Origin of the sequence: Vibrio minamisatsumaniensis, assembly GCF_050337445.1 — a bacterium.
Classification (GTDB): Bacteria; Pseudomonadota; Gammaproteobacteria; order Enterobacterales; family Vibrionaceae; genus Vibrio; species Vibrio artabrorum.
The window spans coordinates 1-21,532 of sequence record NZ_JAKJSY010000079.1 but is presented as its reverse complement, the minus strand read 5'-3'; the positions used below and the strand labels follow the sequence as shown (position 1 = coordinate 21,532).

Below are 21,532 nucleotides of genomic sequence, written 5' to 3'. Positions count from 1 at the left end.
CAAATAAGGGTTTTTTAGGTTTCCTTTAAGTTTGTAATTTTTGTAATAAATTAGATTTGTAATAATAGATAAAATAATTATTGGAACAATAATTTTGCTTCCATTCGGGAAGATCAAGAAACCACTAAAAATCCAAATTATAGGTAATAAAATTATGGTGTCGACGATTTTTTTTATATTCATGTTATTCATGTTATTTATAAGGATTAAGATTGCTTTCTGGACGAGTCTTAAGCAATCTTAAGATCCACATATATTGCTCTGGATTTTTGCTCACATAGTTTTCAATGCATTGATTCATCATGCGTGCATCTTGCTCTTCACTGCCTGTTGGGAATGGTAGCGCAGGGTAGAAGTCTAATGTGTATTGACCAGTACAGCTATCGTATTGAGCAAACAGAGGGACAATTTTAGCCTTGCTCAGTTTAGAGAGTCGACCGAGACCTGAAATAGTTGCTTTTTGAGTTGCGAAGAAATCAACGAAGACACTGTGCTCACGACCAAGATCTTCATCCGGAAGGTAATAACCTAGGTAGCCATCTCGTACAGACTTGATGAAAGGCTTGATGCCCCCGCTGCGGTCATAAACTCGGCCACCGTACTGTACGCGTTGCCTGTGCATCAACCAGTCGCTGAGTTTGTTTTTTTGTGCTTTCGCCATCGCAGAGACCGGAAGGTTACGTGATGCTAATAATACGGCTGGAATATCAATGGCCCACGTGTGCGGAACCAACAAAATTACATTCTCGCCACTGTCCGTGATATCGGTTAGGTTGCTTAAGCCATTTATTGATGTGTTATTTTCTAGCCAGCCTTTACTCTTTAGTGTCAGTGCAGCAAAGCTCATCAAAAACGATATAGAAGTAACATACGATTGATAAAGGAGCTCTTCACGCTGCTCTATAGACTGTTCAGGGAAGCACATCTCAAGGTTCACTCGAGCTCGGCGGTTTGCCTTATTTTTGATTTTGACTGCTTGCCTCGCCATAAACTTAGCGAACACTAAACGAATACTATTAGGCAAGAAGCAGACTAAAGACGATAACAGAATCGCGATCCAGGTACCCCAGTATTTAGGCGCTAGAAATCTCCATTCAAACTCAGGGTTGTAAGCTTTGGGGTCAAAATCATTACGTTGTGTGGTCATTCATTCACTACATTTTTTAAATCAGAGAGTTAACGTTATACCGGTTACTCGGGGAATGATTATACGGATTAGATTGTCCAATAATACGCCCTAAAAGTAGGGCATAATATCCGTTTTAATCTGAAATATACCGTTATGCGTTTGCGATCTTCATGTACTCAGCAACGCCTTCTGCTACGCTTTTAAACGCGATATCGCAGCCTGTATGGCGAAGCTTGGTTAAGTCAGCTTGAGTGAATTCTTGGTAAGCACCTTTTAAATGTTCAGGGAAAGGAATTGTTTCGATTTCACCTTTACCATGGTGCTTGATGACTGCTTTTGCGACTTCTTCAAAAGACTCAGCGTTACCTGTACCTAAGTTGAAGATGCCAGATACCCCATTCTCTAAGAACCACAGGTTTACCGCCGCGACATCACCAACATACACAAAATCACGCTTAAAGGTTTCGCTACCTGCGAATAGCTTTGGATTTTCACCGGCATTCATTTGGTTATTTAGGTGGAAGGCTACAGAAGCCATGCTGCCTTTGTGTTGCTCGCGCGGACCATAAACATTGAAATAACGCAGCCCTACGATTTGCGAAAGCGTTTCGTTGTGTGCAGCGGCGTCAGCAGTTAAGCGACGCACATAGTTATCAAATTGTTGTTTTGAATAACCGTAGACATTCAATGCACCTTCGTATTCTCTTTCTTCGATGAAAGTCTCGGTTTCACCGTAAGTAGCAGCAGAAGAGGCATACAAGAAAGGAATTTCACGCTCAACACAGTAATGAAGTAGCTCTTTTGAGTACTCATAGTTATTGAGCATCATATATTTGCCATCCCACTCAGTGGTAGCAGAGCATGCGCCTTCATGGAAAACAGCTTCAATATGACCGAAATCATCTCCAGCCATCACTTGAGTTAGAAAGTCATCACGATCCATGTAATCCGTAATGTCGAGATCGACAAGGTTCTTAAATTTCTTACCATCTTTTAAGTTGTCGACGACTAGAATATCGTTGTGGCCCGCTTCATTGAGCGCCTTAACAATATTGCTGCCAATCATGCCAGCACCACCAGTTACGATAATCATAATTTTCTAACTCTTTTGAATACAAAACTGTCACGAGTATAGCAAGGAATGGATAAGGCGGGCTAGTGGAATAATTCCCCAACCAGAGTATGATACAGCAAGCTAAGTTATAAATTATGTTGAGTTAATGACTCAAAACTATAGGTATTATCATGAAAATTGCAATCGCCGGCACGGGGTATGTGGGTCTATCAAACGCAATGCTGTTAGCACAACATCATGAAGTCGTCGCGGTAGATATTATCGATGACAAAGTGACAATGCTAAATAATAAACAGTCGCCGATTGCAGACAATGAGATTGAGCACTTTCTATCACATAAGACGCTGAACTTCAGAGCGACAACGGATAAAGCGGCTTACAAATATGCTGAATTTGTCATCATAGCGACACCCACCGATTATGATCCCAAAAACAATTATTTTGATACCAGCTCTGTAGAATCAGTCATTAAAGACGTTATGGATATCAATCCGGATGCGGTGATGGTTATTAAATCAACAGTACCTGTTGGCTATACTGAGCGCGTTAAGCAAGATTTGAATTGTGAAAACATTATGTTCTCACCAGAGTTTTTACGCGAAGGCAAAGCCCTGTACGATAATCTACACCCATCACGCATTATTGTTGGGGAATGTTCTGAGCGAGCTAAAGTGTTTGCGAATCTGCTGGTCGAAGGCGCTGAAAAAGAGAATATTGATGTACTGTTTACCAACGCTACAGAAGCGGAAGCAGTAAAGCTGTTCTCTAATACTTATTTAGCAATGCGCGTTTCTTATTTCAATGAGCTGGACTCTTACGCGGAAGCGCATGGTTTGGATTCACGTCAGATCATCGAAGGGGTGGGCTTAGACCCACGCATTGGCAATCATTACAACAACCCTTCGTTTGGTTATGGTGGTTACTGTTTACCCAAAGATACCAAGCAGCTATTAGCCAACTATCAAGATGTGCCGAACAACATTGTCGGTGCGATTGTTGATGCGAACCGCACCCGTAAAGATTTTATTGCGGATTCAATTATCAAACGTTCGCCTAAAATCGTTGGTATCTATCGATTGATCATGAAAGCTGGCTCTGACAATTTCCGAGCATCATCGATTCAAGGCATCATGAAGCGTTTGAAAGCCAAAGGTATTGAAGTGGTCGTATTCGAGCCAGTGTTAAAAGAAGAGCATTTCTTTAACTCGAAGGTTTATTCTGACCTCGAAGAGTTCAAAGCCGTATCGGATGTGATTGTATCTAACCGAATGGTGGATGAAATATCAGACGTTGCAGATAAGGTTTACACGCGAGATCTGTTTGGCAGTGATTGATTGCAGCAACGATCGATTGCAAGCTGAATGTTAGCGCGTGATATTCGCCCCGATGTTAACAGCTCGATCTATTCGTTTAGTGGCGATATACTGAACCACTAAACGGATAGGGATATTAATGACCAATGAAAACACGTGACAAGATTGTTTACGCAGCTTTAGATCTTTTTAATGAGCACGGCGAGCGTAGTATTACAACCAATCATATTGCAGAGCATATCGAGATCAGCCCAGGTAACCTCTACTACCACTTCCGCAACAAACAAGAAATTGTCCGTGATATTTTCACTCTCTATTCAACCGAGTTACTTGAAAGGTTTGCACCCATTCAGGGGCAGCAAGAAAGCCTCACGCTATTAAAACACTACTTAGATTCTATCTTCACGCTGATGTGGAAGTACCGATTTTTTTATGCGAACTTGCCCGAAATATTGTCTCGTGATGCTCAGCTCCACCTTGATTACATGGCGGTACAAGAAAAGCTGCAAACGAATTTAGTGGATATCATGAGAGCCTTCGTTGAATTGAACTTGCTCAAAGCAACAGATACAGAAATGAAGTCGATGGTTACGTCTCTTCACTTGATCGCATCGGGTTGGTTGGCTTATCAATCTGCGATGTCTCCAAAAGCTCAAATTACCGAACAGGTCGTCCATAAAGGAATGCTGCAGATGATCGCGACCGTTAAGCCGATTGCGACGGCGCAAGGTTTTGAGCAACTGACACTGTTGGAAGATGGTGTCAGGGCGTTGAACTCTAAATAGAAAGAGACAAGTAAGCGATATACGGGTAACGAAAAGCTGAATCGAGTCCCGTATCTGCTCTTTATCTAACTAACCAACTTTTTGGGTTTTGAGCTCGACTATTTCTGCGAATCTCAAAGTACAGTGATGGGCGGGTTTGTCCGCCGGTATCGCCTGCAAGGGCAATAGCTTCGCCCGCTTTCACTTTGTCGCCCTCTTTTTTCAGAAGTGCTTGGTTAAATCCGTAGAGCGTCATATCACCTTTACCATGATCAAGCAGCACCACTAAACCATAGCCACGTAAATACTCGGCAAAAACGACAGTACCGGAATAGACCGATTTTACCTGTTGACCGTATTGCGCGCTGATCATGATACCTTTCCAATTAATCTGGCCCGTTTGACGTGAACCGTAGCTATGCAAAACTCGGCCTTTGATTGGCCAAGGTAATTTTCCTTTACGTTTGGCTAAACCGTCCATAAGTACAGCGTTGCGTCTCTCGCGCGCGGCTTTTTCTGCTTTGGCTATTTCCGCTTTTAGGCGAGTTTCATTACGTTGAAGCTCGGCCAAATAATTTTTGTCGCCGGAGATGTTCTTTTTAATACTCCCCACGGTTTTCTTACGCTGTGTTTGAGTTTGAGTGAGTTTATCGCGCTTGGTGGTTTGCTGTTTTAACAGCGTCACGATTTGCTCCTGCTCAAGTTGGCGCTGCTTATGGCTTTCTTCTAATTCTGATTGTGTTTGTTCAATCGTTTTTATGGTGGCGGAGCGAGCTTTAGCAAGGTGTTGATAGTAATGACTGATGCGATCGTCTTCTACTCCAGTATTAAGAATATGAGAAGCCGCTTTAGCTCGGCTTGTCATGTAGTAAGTTTGAATCAGCTGCTTTAACTTGTCAGTATGGGCTTTTTTCTGAAGCGTAAGGGCTTTAATCTTGGTGTTTAAGTTAGCAATATTGACATTAGCGGTATTGAGCTGCTTTTTACTGTCTCGGATTGCCTTTTCGAGCGAAGCAATGGATAACTCTTGTTGCTTGAGGTTCGCTTGCAAGCGGTCGAGTTTTTTTTGCTGTGAAGAGAGGTTTTTTTGTTGACGAGATATTTCACTCGAAACACCTTTTAATTCACCATGGGGAGCAGCAAGTGACGAAGTCGATAAAATAACCGTGCATAGGCTAGTTAATAGCAAAAGAGTCCTGCTAATGGCTCGAATTTTTTTCATCATTATCGTCATTTAGTTTATGTTCATCAGTTGTCGATTTTTTATATCCCGGTAGCTCGAATCTTATGTCGGATCTTAAATACCGTCACCATCAATAAAATTCTGTGAGCGACCATTGAACCCCTGATCCATATCTAGCGAAGGTTTATCCGTCTTCGGTTTACCGACAATTTTTGCTGGTACCCCGGCGACGGTCGTGTGCGGTGGCACCGCTTGTAGAACCACAGAACATGAGCCAATCTTAGCGCCTTCACCGACTTCTATGTTGCCGAGTATTTTCGCACCGGCACCGATCATGACACCTTCACGAATCTTAGGGTGACGATCGCCCCCCTCTTTGCCAGTACCACCAAGAGTCACGTCTTGAAGAATCGACACATCATTTTCGACGATGGCCGTTTCACCAATCACAATACCGGTAGCGTGGTCGAGCATGATCGCTTTACCGATACGAGCTGCAGGGTGAATATCCACTTGGCAAGCAACCGAAATTTGGTTTTGTAGGTAAGTGGCAAGTGCGATACGGCCTTGCTTCCACAACCAGTTAGCCACTCGGTAACCTTGAAGGGCGTGATAGCCTTTCAGATAAAGCAGAGGCATCGAGTACATCTCGACCGCAGGATCTCGATTTACCGTCGCGCAAATATCACAAGCTGCCGCATCAATAATCGATTGGTCCTGTTTAAATGCTTGTTCAACCACTTCACGTACTGCCATTGCTGGCATTGAAGCCGTCTTTAGCTTGTTTGCTAGGATGTAGCTAAGTGCTGCGCCTAAACTTTCATGGTTGATGATCGTGGCATGGTAAAAACTCGCTAGCATAGGTTCCTGCTCCGACTGCTGTCGAGCTTCCTTCACAATGCATTGCCAAACTTTTTGTTGTTCACAGTGTTTCATTTTACCATCCATTATTTTTAAGGGGCAGGTGCTAGATTCGAAGAGCGATAAGAGCAGATGCGAGAAACCGAGATTCGAGGTACGAAGAACTACGAGATTCCAGACACTTCGTTCCTCAGTTCTGGAATGACGGAATTAAAATTCACATCATCTTTAAGAGTGAGGAACGAGATGTAAAGAACAGATTAGAGTAGCGAGATGCGGATAACGAAAAGAAGCCTTCTTTAAGCGCTCAATCTGCTCTTACTCTCTTCGCATCCCGTTTACCCGAATCTCGTATCCGCTTTTACTCTTTTCGCATCTCGATTACCCGAATCTCGTATCCGCTTTTACTCTTTTCGCATCTCGTTTACCCGAATCTCGTATCTGCTTTTACTCTTTTCGCATCTCGTTTACTCGAATCCCGTATCTGCTCTTCTATCTTTCTGACTTCTTGTCTCGTGCAAGTAGATCTTGTGCTGCCAAGTGTGCATCTTTCCCTTGATACAACACTTGATAAATTTGTTCAACAATTGGCATCTCAACGCCCATGCGTTCTGATAATAACCAAACTTCTTTGGTGTTGCGATAACCTTCAACGACTTGGCCAATTTCTTCTTGTGCGGTATCTACATCTTTGCCTGCGCCAAGTGCCAAACCAAAGCGACGGTTACGCGATTGGTTATCAGTACAGGTTAGTACTAAGTCGCCTAATCCAGCCATACCCATGAAGGTTTCTGGTTGTGCCCCAAGAGCTGCACCTAATCGGCTCATCTCAGCTAAACCGCGAGTGATAAGCGCGGTACGTGCATTGGCACCAAAGCCAATACCATCCGACATGCCTGCGCCAATTGCGATAACATTCTTCACTGCGCCGCCAAGCTGCATACCAATGAAATCTGAGTTTGCATACACGCGGAATGTTTTGCCGCAGTGAATTTTTTCTTGCAGCTCTTCTAAGAATACTTCATCAGGTGAAGCGACAGAGATAGCCGTTGGCATGCCCATCGCTAGTTCTTTCGCAAAAGTAGGGCCAGACAGAACAGCCAGTGAATAACCATCACCAAGCACATCATGAGCGACATCCTTAAGTAGGCGGCCTGTTTCTGGCTCTAAGCCTTTGGTTGCCCAACAGATGCGAGAGTTCTCTGTTAAGTGAGGCTTTAGGCTATTTAAAACGATACCAAATACGTGGCTTGGGACGACAACCAAAAGATCTCGGCTTGAAGTCACGGCTTTTTCTAAGTCAGATTCAATGATCAGACTTTCTGGGAATTCTATATTTGGCAGAAACTCATTGTTCGCACGCTCTGATTCGAGGCGATTCATATGAACAGGATCATGCCCCCAAAGAACAACATTGGCACCGTTACGCGCTAGAGATATCGCTAAAGATGTCCCATAAGAACCTGCGCCTATCACTGTCATGGCGATGTCTTTACCGTAAGCGCTATCTTTACCGTAAGCGCTATCTTTACCGTAAGCGCTATCTTTACCGTAAGCGTCTGTCGCGTGAGTCGGGCGAGTTGTTTCTGTCATGCTTCCACCTAAAAAATAATGAGGGAAATCGAAGAGTTCGGGAGAAACTCTCTACTAAGAAGAAAAAAGTGTTCTACTAAGAAGAAAAATCTCTCTATCAAAATACAGTGTAAATAAAAAATGCACATCGCAGAAGCTGCGATGTGCATTTAAAAGCTAACTATTTAACGAAAACTAGCTATCCAATAAAAGCTCAGCTTCTTAAAAATAAGCGATTTGAGCATTAGTCAGAGTAGTTCTATTTCGAAACTTAAGCTCTACTTGAAAACCTAAGCTTGCTCGCCTTCAGCTTGTTGAGCTTGGTTTTGTAGGTAGTTCATGAACAAAGCATCGAAGTTTACTGGCGCTAGGTTCAGTTGTGGGAACGTACCTTTAACCACTAGGCTAGAAATCGTTTCACGAGCGTATGGGAATAGGATGTTCGGGCAGAATGCACCTAGGCAATGAGCCAGCTGACCCGCTTCCATTTCGCTTGCTGAGAAGATGCCACCTTGTTGAACTTCACAAAGGAATGCAGTGTCTTCTGCGTTCTTAACCGTAACCGTTAGACGTAGGATTACTTCGTACACGCCTTCGCCAAGCTCACGGCTTTGAGTGTCTAGGTCCAGTTTTACATCTGGGTTCCACTCTTTTTGAAACATGTCTGGAGAGTTTGGCGCTTCGAAAGATACGTCTTTTAGGAAGATACGTTGGATTGCGAAGTTTTGTTGTGCGTCTTGTTGTGCTGCTTCAGCCATTTTCTTGTCCTTAAAAATTTTAAATTAGACTCTGTTCATTATATTTATCGAACAAAGCCTTAAAGTCATATTCGTGTAATCAGGTCAGCTTACTGCTTGTCGTTAACGGCTGTTTGTCTTTAAAGGCTTTTCACCTTTAACGACTTATTGCCTTTAACCTATTTCTTACCTTTAACCAAAGGAAGGTTAGCTTCGCTCCAAGCCACTAAGCCGCTTTTCAGTACGCTTACGTTTTCGAAACCTGCTTTAACCAGTAGGTTAGCGCTTTCTTGAGCGGTTTGACCTGTCTTGCATACTACGATGATTGGGTCTGCTTTGTGGCTTTCAAGGCTACCAAAGCTATTTGCTTTGATATCTGACGGCAAAATGTGAACTGCGTCCGTAATATGACCCTTTTTGAACTCATCCTTAGTACGAATATCAACCACAATGCCGTTTTCACGGTTAATCATGTGTGTGGTTTGCGCGGCCGTGATCTCTTTGTAGGCTGCGTTTGATGTTTTGATAACGTTCGCAATGATGGCAACAACCAAGCCGATCCATACGATGGCTAAAATCATATTCTCTTGAACAAATGGCACTAACTCTTGCATATCTTGAACTCTTATTCGTTATTGGGCGAAAAACTATAGGTCAGGAGTATAGCGAGATTTTGGGTTTGGTGTATATAGAGCAGCGAATCATAGTTAAGTTGTTACCATTTAGAGCACAGAGTTATTATAGTGATTGGTAAGAGGAGAAAGAGAAAAAATTTTGCTTCCTACAGAAACATTGGAGATAATAGCGTAAGTAATAAGCCCCTCCTGTATATGCGTAGTGTGATTTCGCCTTAATATCAAAGGGCGGTAGCATACTTGTTTTTGAGGCGGCTTAACAATTTAAGGTGTTAGGAATTAGATAAATGTTTGAAGCCGAAAAAGAAAAAAATTTTTTTGAGATGGATAATGTCATTCAAAATTTTGCTTGGGGTAGTAAGTCTTCGTTTAGTCAATTATTTGATATAGATAACATTGGTAATGAACCACAAGCTGAAATTTGGATGGGTGCTCATCCAAATGGATGTTCGAGAGTTCAAGGCAGCGATTCAAAAGTATTATTGTCTCAATTGATTGAAACTCATCAAGAGGAATTCTTATCAACGCAAATCAGTGAGAAATTTGGAGAGTTGCCATATCTATTTAAAGTCCTAGCTGCTGAGAATGCGCTGTCTGTCCAGGTGCACCCGAGCAAAGAGGAAGCTGAGCTTGGTTTCCAGAAAGAGGAGCAAGCTCAGGTACAGCTTTCCGCTCATCATAGAAATTATAGAGATTCGAATCACAAGCCAGAACTAGTTTATGCACTAACGCCTTACCTCGCGATGAATGGTTTTCGACCAATTCCTGAGATCATTTCGCTATTTTCAGATGTTGGAGTGCCACAGTTAAGTGAAATGCTTGAACACTTTAGTGCAAATCGTTCTTCAGAGGGACTTTGTGAGTTTTTTGTAGGTATCCTCTCACTGGTAGGTGATAATAAAGTTGAAGCTGTCAACTCGTTAATCTCCCAAGTTGAAAACAATGTAACCCAAGAGTTGTCTTCATTGATCTTAACATTGTCAGAGCAGTATCCCGGTGATATCGGGTTGTTCACTCCATTAATGCTCAATGTTATTACTTTAGAACCTGGGGAAGCTATGTATCTAGATGCTAGAACGCCTCATGCCTATTTAAAGGGGACAGCATTAGAGGTTATGGCCAATTCGGATAATGTCCTGAGAGCTGGTTTAACCCCCAAACATATTGATGTTCAAGAACTTGCCAGCTGTACTCTTTTTGAGGAAACGCCATTTGCTACGCTCAAACTAGCACCGATAATTGAGAGCAATATTCTGACTTATCCCATTCCTGTTCCTGATTTCAAATTCTCTATTTATAAAAAACCAAACAATGAGCTTATTAGACCTGAAAGTGCCGAAATTTTATTGCCGCTGGATGCTGAACTTACGTTAACTCATCACTCTGGCGAGGTGGTAATCTTGAAAAAAGGAAAGTCGGTATTCATACCTGCTTATGTCGATGAATATTGTATATCTTCGAAAGGTAATGTAGCTAAAGCTTACTGTTAATCCTTGCGTGCGCATGCTAAATGCCAAGTCGTTGAATCAGGTTTGAAAATGTTTACCTGAAGTTATTTATTGTGCCCCTCGTTTTTTTATGAATGGGGCTAAAAGTATTGATCACAAATTAAAGAAGAAAAATTATGTTTATACCTGTCATTATGGCTGGGGGTTCTGGCTCTCGTTTATGGCCTCTGTCTCGTTCTGCATTTCCAAAGCAGTTTTTAGCGCTAGATAATCACAATACATTGACAATGCTACAGTCTACCTTAGAGCGAATTAGTGGTATGTCAGCTTCTGAAGCGATCATTATTTCTAATGAAGATCATCGCTTTGTGGTGGCGGAGCAACTTCGTGCTTTTGGTCAGGAAGCTCGTATTATATTGGAACCTGCAGGGCGAAACACTGCGCCGGCTATTGCATTGGCTGCAATGCAAGCTATAGCGCATGGCGACGACCCTGTAATGCTTGTTCTAGCCGCCGATCACATAGTGCAAGATACTGAAGCGTTCCAAGACTCAATTCGTAAAGCTCAAGTTGTCGCAGACTCTGGTAAGTTAGCAACTTTCGGTATAGTACCAACTGCACCAGAAACGGGTTATGGCTATATTAAGCGAGGTTCTAGAGAAGGCGATTCAGCTTACGTTGTAGAGCAATTTGTTGAAAAGCCTCAACTGGAAGTTGCGGAACAGTATGTAGCAAGTGGAGAGTACTACTGGAATAGCGGATGCTTTATGTTCAAAGCGAGTATCTTTCTTGAAGAGCTTAAGAAATATTCACCAGAAATTCATGAGTGCTGTTTAAAAGCAACGAATGGTACAACAGAAGATATGGATTTTATTCGCGTGGATAAGAGCGAGTTCTTAAAGTGTCCAGATGATTCTGTTGATTATGCTGTAATGGAGCGCACCGACAAGACTGTAGTTGTTCCTATGGATGCAGGTTGGAGCGATGTTGGTTCATGGTCCGCGTTATGGGAAGTTTCAGAAAAGGATAGCTCTGGTAATGTTATTCATGGAGATGCAATAACAGAAGATACCGAAGGTTGTTACATTTATGCTCCGAATAAACTGGTTGCTTCGGTTGGGGTGAAAGATATTGTTGTTGTGGAGACTAAAGATGCAGTTTTGGTCGCACACAAAGATAATGTTCAACAGGTGAAGAAAATTGTTGAGCATTTGAAGGCCGAAAACCGAGCTGAATTCAGAGAGCATAGGGAAGTTTACCGCCCTTGGGGTAAATCTGATGCGATTGATGGCGGTGAACGTTACAAGGTGAATCGCATTACTGTACAACCAGGTAAAAAACAATCACTCCAAATGCACTATCATCGAGCTGAGCACTGGGTCGTAGTTTCAGGTACCGCCAAAGTAAGCAGCAATGGTAAAGAGCAAATTATCACTGAAAACCAGTCGCTCTATATTCCAGTCGGCGTAAGTCATATGGTCGAAAATCCAGGGAAAATGCCATTGGAGCTAATTGAAATACAATCAGGTTCATACCTAAACGAAGACGACGTAGTACGTTTAGAGGAAAGTAAATAATGACAAAGTTAACATGCTTCAAAGCTTATGATATTCGCGGTCAACTAGGCTCAGAAATTGATAATGATATCGCGTACCGGATTGGTCGATCTTACGGTCAGTTTTTAAAAAATGAAAGTGTTGATGAGAAAACGATCGTTGTTGGCGGAGACGTTCGTCTAACAAGTGAAGAGCTGAAACTCTCTTTAGCTAACGGTTTGATGGATGCTGGTGTTCACGTATTAGACATTGGTGTATCAGGTACCGAAGAAATCTATTTTGCTACTTTTCATCTAGGTGTTGATGGTGGTGTAGAGGTTACTGCGAGTCACAACCCTATGGATTACAATGGAATGAAGCTTGTTCGTGAAGGAGCGAGACCAATTAGTGGTGATACCGGGTTACGAGATATTCAAACGTTAGCAGAGAATAATGATTTCATTGACGTTGCTGTTAAAGGAATCTACAAGCAAATTAATGTTTTGAAAGAGTACACTGATCATTTGATGGGATATATTACGCCAGCTAATATCAAACCGATGAAACTGGTGATCAACTCTGGTAATGGCGCTGCAGGGCACGTGATTGATGCTCTTGAAGAGCGTTTTCAAGCACTGAATATTCCGCTGGAACTTATCAAAGTTCACCATGAGGAAAACGGTAACTTCCCTAACGGTATCCCAAATCCATTATTGCCTGAATGCCGTGCAGATACAGCTAATGCCGTAAAAGAACATAAGGCTGATATGGGGATCGCCTTTGATGGTGATTTTGACCGTTGTTTCTTATTTGATGAAAATGGCGACTTTATCGAAGGGTACTATATTGTAGGTTTACTCGCAGAAGCGTTCTTACAAAAAGATAAAGGCGCGAAAATTATCCATGATCCTCGCTTATCTTGGAACACGATAGACGTTGTCTCCAAAGCGGGCGGTGTTCCTGTAATGTCGAAGACCGGTCATGCCTTTATCAAAGAGCGAATGCGTAAAGAGGATGCCATTTACGGTGGAGAGATGAGTGCGCATCACTATTTCCGTGATTTCGCGTATTGTGATTCAGGTATGATTCCTTGGTTGCTAGTAACCGAGCTGTTGTCAGTTAAAAGCATGAAGCTTTCAGAAACGGTTTCAGAGCGTATCAGCGCATACCCTTCATCAGGTGAAATCAACTCCAAGCTAGATAATCCACAAGAATCCATTTCTAAGGTTTTAGAGTCATACAAGTCTGATGCCTTAGTTTTTGATGAGACCGATGGAATTAGTTTAGAGTTCGCTGATTGGCGCTTCAACTTACGTTCGTCAAATACTGAACCAGTGGTTAGATTGAATGTGGAAACAAGAAATAATTACGATTTAATGAAATTAAAAACAGATGAACTTTTAAAAATATTGAATAAACCACTATGAAATTGAATCCTTTAGAACATAATGAAAGAAATGACTTGAAAGTTGGAATTAGAGCATATTACGTATGGGGAATTCTAGGTTGGCATGATATTAAACAGCGTTATCGACGTTCTGTTATTGGGCCGTTTTGGTTTACTTTAAGTACATTGATTATGGTTGGTGTGCTAGGCATCTTGTATTCTGAACTACTTGGTCAAGATATAACTGATTATCTACCCTATTTAGGCATAGGTTTGGTTGTTTGGCAGTATATTAGTACTAATATAAATGAAGCGTGTTCAACATTTATAAATAACTCTTATATAATAAAGCAAGTTCGATTACCGATGACTATACATATAGTTAGGGTATGTTGGCGAAATCTTGTCATACTAATGCATAGCTTACCTGTTGTAATAATTATTATGATGATAATGGGACACCAATTAAGCTTGAATTTTCTCTTGGCGATTCCTGGAATAATATTGCTGTTCTTGAATTTGGTATGGATGAGTATTGTCTCTGCAATTTTATGTACACGATACCGAGATGTTTTACCAATTGTAGGGAATATTATTCAAGTGGCATTTTTCTTTACCCCGATAATGTGGAGTAAAGAGTTACTTAAAGATAGAGCATGGGCCGTTGATATTAATATATTTCATCATATGATTGAAATAATTAGAGCTCCTATCCTAGGGCATGAAGTATTTGCTAGCTCGTGGATTGTGAATGCCGTTATGGTTGTAGTAGGCTTTATCATAGCACAAATACTACTTATGAAATACAGAAATAGAATTGCATACTGGTTGTAAATATGATTGAAATATCGGCAAGAAATTTGGTTATAGAATTTCCAATTTTTGACAACTCACACCGTTCATTAAAGAAAACATTTATTAACATGACGACCGGGGGGAGGATCGGTAATGATGCAGGGAAACATCCTACCGTCAGGGCTATTGATGGTATCAATTTAAATATTCAACCTGGCGAAAGAATTGGTTTGTTAGGCCACAATGGCTGTGGTAAGACAACGTTACTTAGAGCGTTGACTGGAGTTTATTCTCCCGTATCTGGTACATTAGATTGCACTGGCAGAATAGCATCATTATTAGATGTTTCTATGGGGCTAGATCCAGATGCGACAGGCTACGAGAATATATATCTCAAAGGTGTCATGGATGGAATGACTTTGACAGATATAAAGAGCCGAATCGACGAAATCGCAGACTTTACAGAATTGGGTGAGTATTTATCTTTACCTGTAAGAACCTACTCTAGCGGTATGATGTTAAGACTGGCTTTTGCCATAGCGACAAGCGTTGACGCCGATATTATCATTATGGACGAATGGTTGAGTGTTGGTGATGCATCCTTTAGTCAAAAAGCTAGAAAAAGATTAGATGAATTAATTGATAAAGCATCTATACTAGTAATTGCGTCACATGATCCAGCTCTAGTTGAAACAATATGTACAAGACGAATATTTATGGAGCACGGTAAAATAACTAAGGATGAATATCTTAAATGATAAGTGAAAATAATTATGTCCTTAAATATTTAGCAGATCTCACTTACGTACCTGGGATTAGACATCTCAAAGGTTTATTTAGTGCTTATTGTGCTTTTCCTCTATCTGAACTTGTTGAGAAGCGTAGAGTAAGTGCTAAAGTCAATGAACTCAGAAAATACTACGAGCAATCGTATCTTATAAGAAAAGAACAAAACAAACAATCTCTTTATAAAACCCTTGAATTCGCTAGTGTTAATGTCCCCTATTACAAAGATCTTTTTAAAGAGAATAAAATAGAAATAAAAAAGATTAAAGTGATATTAATTACCTAAATGATATTCCATATTTGACGAAGGATATAATTAGAGAGCAATCAGAAAGACTGCTCTCTACTCCTCTTTCGGATATTCGGCACTACCATTGTAAAACAGGAGGATCAACAGGCATTTCATGTTCCTTGTTCTATGATCAAAGTGCTGCAGACTATGCTACGGCAGTCTCAATTTATACAAGAGAGCGTATATCCAAGAAAAAATATGATAGTGAGCTGCATTTTGCATGTAGGTTTCCTGGGCAAGATCCTGGCGTATGGCCTAATAGGGAAACGTTAAAATGTATGGCTATGAATCGTAGTAATATTTTCTTCGACAGATTGGATAATGATGGCATTCAAGAGGTTGTGGACATACTCTTTAAACGCTCTCCCTATTTAATACATGCTCACCCTTCTACTATTCATGCTATTGTAAATTTTTTGGATAAAAATCAATTATCGCCACCTCCAGTAGAAGTGTTTGAATCTAGTGGAGAACTACTAGATTCAAATGTTAGGGAGGTAATTCAAAGTGCTCTTAAATGTCGAGTTGTTAATCGATATGGTTCTGCAGAATTTGGAATTAGCGGGTATGAGTTAGAAAACGATGAAAAGATGTATTTGTTAGATTCTGAAGTATTTGCCGAAAATTTAAATAGTGATATTTCCGATAATGAACTGATACTAACCAATTTGAGAAATCGTTTGATGCCCTTAATTCGCTATCAAACAGGAGACATTGCAGAACTATGTGAGGATAAAATAGGAACGACACTTAATAATATGGTCGGTAGAATACATGACTATATATATATAGGTGGCGTTAAATATGCGACTCACTATATTCAAGATATTATTGATCACCGAATCGGTAATATCATACAATTTCAGATAGATACTAGAAGCTCTAAACCTATTTTAAAGGTCGTACCAGAGCCAGGGGCAGACCTAAAATTCATACAAGATATGGCTTATCACTTTTGGAAAAAAGATTTAGATGTGGAATTTATTGAAATGGAAAAATTGATAACAGTTGGCAGGCGAGCAAAATTTAGGCATGTGATTTAATTATGATTACATTAATTGAAAAAAAAAATAATTTGACAGCATTCGGTGTCGTTTATAGCGCGTTGTGCCGGAGCTTTTCATCTTCGATGATTACAATTAAGAAAGGTAATGAGGATATCAATGAGCAGGAAATTGTTGTACTTGTCGATATTGAAGGTGATTTAAATTTAGATTTATCAGGAAAAAAGCTAATAGTCTTCGGTGCCTTACCTGAAAATTTAACCGAAAAATTTGATGTTAAATCCGTTGAGAACTTCAATTATCAAGATATAAAAAGTCGAGAAGCGGAGAGCTATACTTCCGCTAATAGCTTAGCTCGGATAAATTTTTCGTCTCGACCTGAAAAAGAATTTGACTTTGACTTTTCTAAATCAGCTCAAAGATTTGACTTTCAAGGTGAATGGAATAATTTAGATTACGGTTTTATCGACCATGATGATAAGTCCAATTGGGGGTTGGCGAGCCAATTTTTAAGTGCGCAGGACTCTCAAATAGCGACTATTTCAGATAAACTTGGGAACAAATTGTCATATATTTCACTCTTAGAAGATGAGTCGAGTAGCGTACTTTGGGTCAATAGGAAAGTTGGTATAGTCGATTCGCATGAGTGGATAATCGTAGAGAACTTTGTAAGTGATTATCGTGCCGGTTTATTGGAATGTTCACCAGCACTACGAGATATTCCTTGGGGTGTGGATGCCGCTATAACAATGAGGTTGGATTGCGACGAAGATGTTACATCTGCGCAATTTCTCTATGAGGCTTACAAATCAGAGAATGTGCCTTTATCATTGGCGTTACACACTTCGATATTAGAGAGCGGGGAACATGATGATTTTATCCACACATTTGTAGATGAAGGTGGGGCTTTATTATCCCATACTCACACCCATGCTCCAAGATGGGGTGGAAGCTATAATTCAGCAGTTTTTGAAGCTCAGACGTCAAAAAATATAATATTTGAGAAATACAATGTAAACGTTGAGTTTGCAGTTACGCCATTTCACCATGCACCAGAATATGCATTGAGAGCATTACATGACACGGGTTATAAAGGTTGTGTTGGTGGGATCGTTATGAATGATCCTGACTTCGTTTATGCTCGAGGAGGTAATATTATAGGAATAGATTCTTTTGTAGGTCACAGTCAGCAGGTAATGCTACACGGCGATTGTTTGCTTAGTCAGAAAGATCCGCTAGAAATTTACAAGGAATCTTTCGAACGGTCATTTAGGTCTCAATCTTTCTTTGGTTATTTAGATCATCCTTTTTCTGATCGGTATGCTTACGGTTGGGAAAGTGAACAGCAAAGAGCAAACGCCCATATAGAATTGATTGAATATATTCGTAGTGTTGCTAAAAATCCATTATTTACGGACCAGGTAAATACATTACAATTTATGTATGATAAATCTCATGTTGTTTTTAAGAAAAATCAAGCTGGTTATACTGGTATATTACCTCGATTAATTAATTCACAAATGCTAGTACCATATTTTAGGTATAAAGGGCAGGATATTAAAGTTGAAATTGAAGCAATCTGATACAATCGTTGTACTCTCAACTGCAGATTGGGATACAAAATACCTGACAAATAAGCAACATACAGCCAAAGAACTTGCCAAAATCGGATATAAAGTATTATATGTCGAAAGCGTAGGGTTGAGAAACCCTAAAGTCAATAGCGCTATGGACTGGAAACGACTTATACTTAGAGCTTATGCTGGTCTAAAAACTTTATTTTTGGGCTCTAAGCAAGTTGATGTAAATATACACGTAATATCACCGTTGGTATCTCCATTTTTTAAGAATAATTTTTTAATCAGAAAGTTTAATAGTGTGCTGTTGAATTTTCTTATTGAGCGTTCTCTAAAAGGAAATGACCATATACTATGGTCCTATCATCCATATGTTATGGATATAGTACGAAAGGATAAACACTGTAAACTGATATATCATTGTGTGGACGACCTTTCGAGTGTTCCAGGTGTTAATTCAGAAAGCTTTGAAATTCAGGAAGCAAACTTTCTAAAGTTGTGCAACCATGTCTTTGTTACCGCTCCTAAATTGAAAGAACGTTGTATTAAATATAACACGAGCGTTACGTACCTTTCTAACGTAGTAGATTACGAGCATTTCTCTGCGCGATCTAGTAACAATACCGACAACATAAAAAAGAAAATTGTTTATCATGGTGTCCTCTCTGATTTTAAACTAGATTTGTTTCTATTTTTTAATATTATAAAAAATCACCCACAATATCATTTTGTATTGGTAGGAGAAGAAAGAGAAGGGCAAAGTTCAGAGCTGTTGAGAGAAATATTTAAGTTAAAAAATGTAGAACACTTAGGGTATGTTCCATATTCTAAATTACCTGAACTATTAGCTCAGTGTGATTTGGGGATTTTACCTTCACAAATAAATGATTATACAAACTCAATGTTTCCTATGAAGTTTTACGAGTTTATTGCTTCCGGGCTTCCGATCGTATCAACAAAATTGAATGCAATCGAAGGTATTGAAAGTAAGTTCATTCAAAAGATTTCTTCTTCCTCTGAGTTTTCTATAGCGGCTGAAAGCCTTTTAACATTGGGCAAGATACCTTGTATTGATAGGGAATTATTGATTGGTAAGAATACATGGAAAGAAAGAACTTCAATTATGTTAAATATTATCGATGAATCCGAAAGTAAATCCATAACGGTGAATTAAGTGACTACTAAGCTAGGGGTAAATTTTTTTGGCTCTCACCAAACTAGTGATGGTATAGGAAGGGCTGCTGCTTTAAATCTCGATTGTTTGAGGAATTCAGGTATAGAAGTTGATGAGTATGTGTTATCTCGACCTGTTGCAAGGCAAAGTGGACAAAACACACTAATTGATGAAGATTTAATTAAAAACCTAAAGTATAAAATTAATATATTTCAATTTAGTGCTCGTTGGGTACCTCATTATTTTTCACAAGTTCCACAGGGGGCTCTTGATGGGTTTTATAACATAGGATACTGGTTTTGTGAAGTTCAAAAAATCCCTTCACAATGGTCTAGTCAGTTACGTTATTTTGATGAAATTTGGACTGCATCTGCTTTTTGTCAGAATGCGATAATTCGCACAGCTAATATTCCTGTTATGAATATCCCTCTGCTTATAGAAAACCAGAAACTCACCGATAATATCAGTAATAAGATAAAGGGCAATTGCACTCTTGATAAGGTAAGATTTTTATCAATATTTAATACTTACTCTGATGCGGAAAGAAAGAATATTCTATTTAGCATAAGATCTTTTGTTTCTTCTTTTCAGAGTGATGAAAATGTTGAGTACGTAATTAAAGTTAGCAACTTGGAATACGATAGGCAGTTGGAAAAGATTCTGATGAAAATCGCCGATAAATATCCTTCTATAGATATTATAGACGGATATGTTCCCGATGAGGTTATTAATAACTTATATGAATCGGCTGACGTATATGTTTCGTTGCATCGTGCAGAGGGTTTTGGTTTGACTATATCTGATGCTATGGCAAAAGGCATACCAGTAATAACTACTGATTATTCTGGAAATATGGAGTTTTGTCGCCATAAAGATACGAATCTCGTAGAAAGTGATTTGGTTGAGGTTGGACATGAAAGGCTCCGATATAAATCTGATGATATTTGGGCCGAACCAAAGTTAGATTCTGCTATTTCTATTATGAGGGGGGTCTATGGTAACTATGGTGACCATCTACTTAAGGCACAGAGAGCAAGAAAAAGGTTGAAAAAAGAGTTTTCGATTGATGTTATTTCGTCGTTGATGAAAGAACGTCTACAATTGATAGATAGTGATTTTTCATACAAAGATGATTTAAAACATAGAGATTTGGACTGTCAGGTAGAAATATATGATAACTACGGATTTGAAAGCAATTAATATCTTTTTACTTAGGCATGGTCAAAGTGAAGCCAACCTAAAGAAGTTGGTGTGTGGTCAAAGTGACTTTCCATTAACCGACTTGGGATTAGAACAGGCTAAGAGCATATGTAGTAAACTTTCGAGCATACGGTTTGATAAGGTATATAGTTCGCCGCTTATGAGGGCGATTCAAACGATAGAACCTCTTATGTTAAATAACATAAAATTAGTCCCAGATATTATGGAAGTTAACACAGGTACTCATAGCTCACTTACTGTTCTTGAGCTATTTGAACGTTTCCCACAGTACAAGTATCAAGGATTGAACCCAGATTTATCATATCCTGAAGGAGAATCTCTTAATTCGATGATAGAAAGAGCTTCTAGTTGGTTTAACCAAGAAAGGTTAAGATGGAAGTTAGGAGAAACTATTCTAATTTCAGGACACGAAGGCACATTATGCGCGATTCTTCATGACTATTTTAATATGAAAATCGAACATTACCCTAGTTTTAAAATACCTAACTGCGGTTTAATAAATATATCAATTAATCGAGACGGCCAGGCAAGAGTTCAATTTTTTAATATGAACTGATAAGGAAGGTAACGTGAAAAGAGTTTTGTTAGCTACTAGTATTGATGCTTATCTTCACCAGGGAGGTGGGGAACAAGAGCTAAAGAATGTGCATAAAGAACTTAATAAATTAGGTTACCTTTGTGATATTTACGGAAGCACGTCTTTAGATGTTGATAGTTATGATGTTATTATATTTTTCTCTCTTGGTAATGGTATTAATATTTTCTTAGACGGAGTGGGAAATACTGATAAAGTATTTATTTTGTGGCCTAATTTATGGTTTATTGATGAGCAAAGTGAAAGATATTTGAATTTTTTGCAAAATCAAATAGAAAGGTTTGATGCTGTTGTAATTAAAAGTCAATCTGAGTTGTCACATATTGAAGAGTATTTTGATATTCCGGATAGAAAGAAGATTGTTATTTCTTCATTTGTTGATGAGTCAATATTTAATTATCAAAGTAGTGAGATTTTTAAAGATATATATAACGTTGACAATTATATTC

Annotated in this window: 21 protein-coding genes; 14 read left to right on the top strand and 7 right to left on the bottom strand. The window is 39.6% G+C overall.

What is annotated here, in order from left to right; genetic code table 11:
* Positions 1–193: 193 nt before the first annotated feature.
* Both lpxM and rfaD read right to left on the bottom strand, forming a co-directional pair.
* The gene (gene lpxM, locus L4B77_RS16225; protein WP_429751701.1) at positions 194–1,147 is read right to left on the bottom strand and encodes a lauroyl-Kdo(2)-lipid IV(A) myristoyltransferase; all 954 of its coding nucleotides are present in this window, start codon (positions 1,145–1,147) and stop codon (positions 194–196) included.
* Between the two features lie 133 nt (positions 1,148–1,280).
* Entirely contained in the window at positions 1,281–2,222 is a 942-nt protein-coding gene (gene rfaD / locus L4B77_RS16220; RefSeq protein ID WP_429751700.1) for an ADP-glyceromanno-heptose 6-epimerase, read from the bottom strand.
* Between the two features lie 152 nt (positions 2,223–2,374).
* On the opposite strand from rfaD, the gene L4B77_RS16215 reads away from it, so the two are divergent.
* Entirely contained in the window at positions 2,375–3,538 is a 1,164-nt protein-coding gene (locus L4B77_RS16215) for a nucleotide sugar dehydrogenase (RefSeq protein ID WP_429751699.1), read from the top strand.
* A gap of 125 nt (positions 3,539–3,663) precedes the next feature.
* Positions 3,664–4,302 (top strand): TetR/AcrR family transcriptional regulator, encoded by a 639-nt coding sequence (locus tag L4B77_RS16210; protein WP_372091587.1) that lies wholly within the window; start codon positions 3,664–3,666, stop codon positions 4,300–4,302.
* Between the two features lie 61 nt (positions 4,303–4,363).
* On the opposite strand, the gene L4B77_RS16205 is transcribed toward L4B77_RS16210, so the two are convergent.
* The 5 genes from L4B77_RS16205 to L4B77_RS16185 all read right to left on the bottom strand — a co-directional run bounded on the left by L4B77_RS16205 (position 4,364) and on the right by L4B77_RS16185 (position 9,248).
* A complete protein-coding gene (locus L4B77_RS16205) occupies positions 4,364–5,515 on the bottom strand; it encodes a murein hydrolase activator EnvC family protein (protein ID WP_429751696.1) in 1,152 nt (383 codons plus the stop codon).
* A gap of 63 nt (positions 5,516–5,578) precedes the next feature.
* Positions 5,579–6,400, bottom strand: coding sequence for a serine O-acetyltransferase (gene cysE, locus L4B77_RS16200; RefSeq protein ID WP_429751694.1), 822 nt, complete (start codon positions 6,398–6,400; stop codon positions 5,579–5,581).
* Positions 6,401–6,817: 417 nt separating this feature from the next.
* Positions 6,818–7,918 carry an NAD(P)H-dependent glycerol-3-phosphate dehydrogenase gene (gpsA, locus tag L4B77_RS16195; protein WP_429751692.1) on the bottom strand — a complete coding sequence of 367 codons (1,101 nt, stop codon included), beginning with the start codon at positions 7,916–7,918 and terminating at the stop codon, positions 6,818–6,820.
* Positions 7,919–8,187: 269 nt separating this feature from the next.
* Positions 8,188–8,655, bottom strand: a complete 468-nt coding sequence (gene secB, locus L4B77_RS16190; protein ID WP_009847959.1) for a protein-export chaperone SecB — start codon at positions 8,653–8,655, stop codon at positions 8,188–8,190.
* A gap of 158 nt (positions 8,656–8,813) precedes the next feature.
* Positions 8,814–9,248: a rhodanese-like domain-containing protein gene (locus L4B77_RS16185; RefSeq protein WP_012603060.1), complete on the bottom strand. Its 435-nt coding sequence runs from the start codon at positions 9,246–9,248 to the stop codon at positions 8,814–8,816.
* 308 nt (positions 9,249–9,556) lie between these two features.
* Here L4B77_RS16185 and manA point away from each other — a divergent pair, with 308 nt between their 5' ends.
* The 12 genes from manA to L4B77_RS16125 all read left to right on the top strand — a co-directional run.
* Positions 9,557–10,759 (top strand): mannose-6-phosphate isomerase, class I, encoded by a 1,203-nt coding sequence (manA, locus tag L4B77_RS16180; protein WP_429751689.1) that lies wholly within the window; start codon positions 9,557–9,559, stop codon positions 10,757–10,759.
* A gap of 134 nt (positions 10,760–10,893) precedes the next feature.
* On the top strand, positions 10,894–12,294 hold the full coding sequence (locus L4B77_RS16175; RefSeq protein ID WP_429751687.1) for a mannose-1-phosphate guanylyltransferase/mannose-6-phosphate isomerase: 1,401 nt from the start codon (positions 10,894–10,896) through the stop codon (positions 12,292–12,294).
* On the top strand, positions 12,294–13,679 hold the full coding sequence (gene cpsG, locus L4B77_RS16170) for a phosphomannomutase CpsG (protein ID WP_429751685.1): 1,386 nt from the start codon (positions 12,294–12,296) through the stop codon (positions 13,677–13,679). The genes L4B77_RS16175 and cpsG overlap by 1 nt, the downstream gene beginning before the upstream one ends.
* Positions 13,676–14,473, top strand: coding sequence for an ABC transporter permease (locus tag L4B77_RS16165; RefSeq protein WP_429751683.1), 798 nt, complete (start codon positions 13,676–13,678; stop codon positions 14,471–14,473). The genes cpsG and L4B77_RS16165 overlap by 4 nt, the downstream gene beginning before the upstream one ends.
* Positions 14,474–14,475: 2 nt before the next feature.
* Positions 14,476–15,192 carry an ABC transporter ATP-binding protein gene (locus L4B77_RS16160; RefSeq protein ID WP_429751681.1) on the top strand — a complete coding sequence of 239 codons (717 nt, stop codon included), beginning with the start codon at positions 14,476–14,478 and terminating at the stop codon, positions 15,190–15,192.
* Positions 15,189–15,506 (top strand): hypothetical protein, encoded by a 318-nt coding sequence (locus tag L4B77_RS16155; protein WP_429751679.1) that lies wholly within the window; start codon positions 15,189–15,191, stop codon positions 15,504–15,506. The genes L4B77_RS16160 and L4B77_RS16155 overlap by 4 nt, the downstream gene beginning before the upstream one ends.
* A gap of 14 nt (positions 15,507–15,520) precedes the next feature.
* Positions 15,521–16,555: a phenylacetate--CoA ligase family protein gene (locus L4B77_RS16150; RefSeq protein ID WP_429751677.1), complete on the top strand. Its 1,035-nt coding sequence runs from the start codon at positions 15,521–15,523 to the stop codon at positions 16,553–16,555.
* A 2-nt stretch (positions 16,556–16,557) separates the two neighbouring features.
* Positions 16,558–18,099: a polysaccharide deacetylase family protein gene (locus tag L4B77_RS16145; protein ID WP_429751675.1), complete on the top strand. Its 1,542-nt coding sequence runs from the start codon at positions 16,558–16,560 to the stop codon at positions 18,097–18,099.
* Positions 18,080–19,267 carry a glycosyltransferase gene (locus L4B77_RS16140; RefSeq protein ID WP_429751673.1) on the top strand — a complete coding sequence of 396 codons (1,188 nt, stop codon included), beginning with the start codon at positions 18,080–18,082 and terminating at the stop codon, positions 19,265–19,267. The genes L4B77_RS16145 and L4B77_RS16140 overlap by 20 nt, the downstream gene beginning before the upstream one ends.
* Positions 19,268–20,467 carry a glycosyltransferase gene (locus L4B77_RS16135; RefSeq protein ID WP_429751671.1) on the top strand — a complete coding sequence of 400 codons (1,200 nt, stop codon included), beginning with the start codon at positions 19,268–19,270 and terminating at the stop codon, positions 20,465–20,467.
* A complete protein-coding gene (locus L4B77_RS16130; protein WP_429751669.1) occupies positions 20,439–21,044 on the top strand; it encodes a histidine phosphatase family protein in 606 nt (201 codons plus the stop codon). Before L4B77_RS16135 ends, L4B77_RS16130 begins: the two co-directional genes overlap by 29 nt.
* A 13-nt stretch (positions 21,045–21,057) precedes the next feature.
* Positions 21,058–21,532 (top strand): glycosyltransferase family protein (locus L4B77_RS16125; RefSeq protein ID WP_429751667.1); only part of this gene is annotated, 475 nt, incomplete at its 3' end.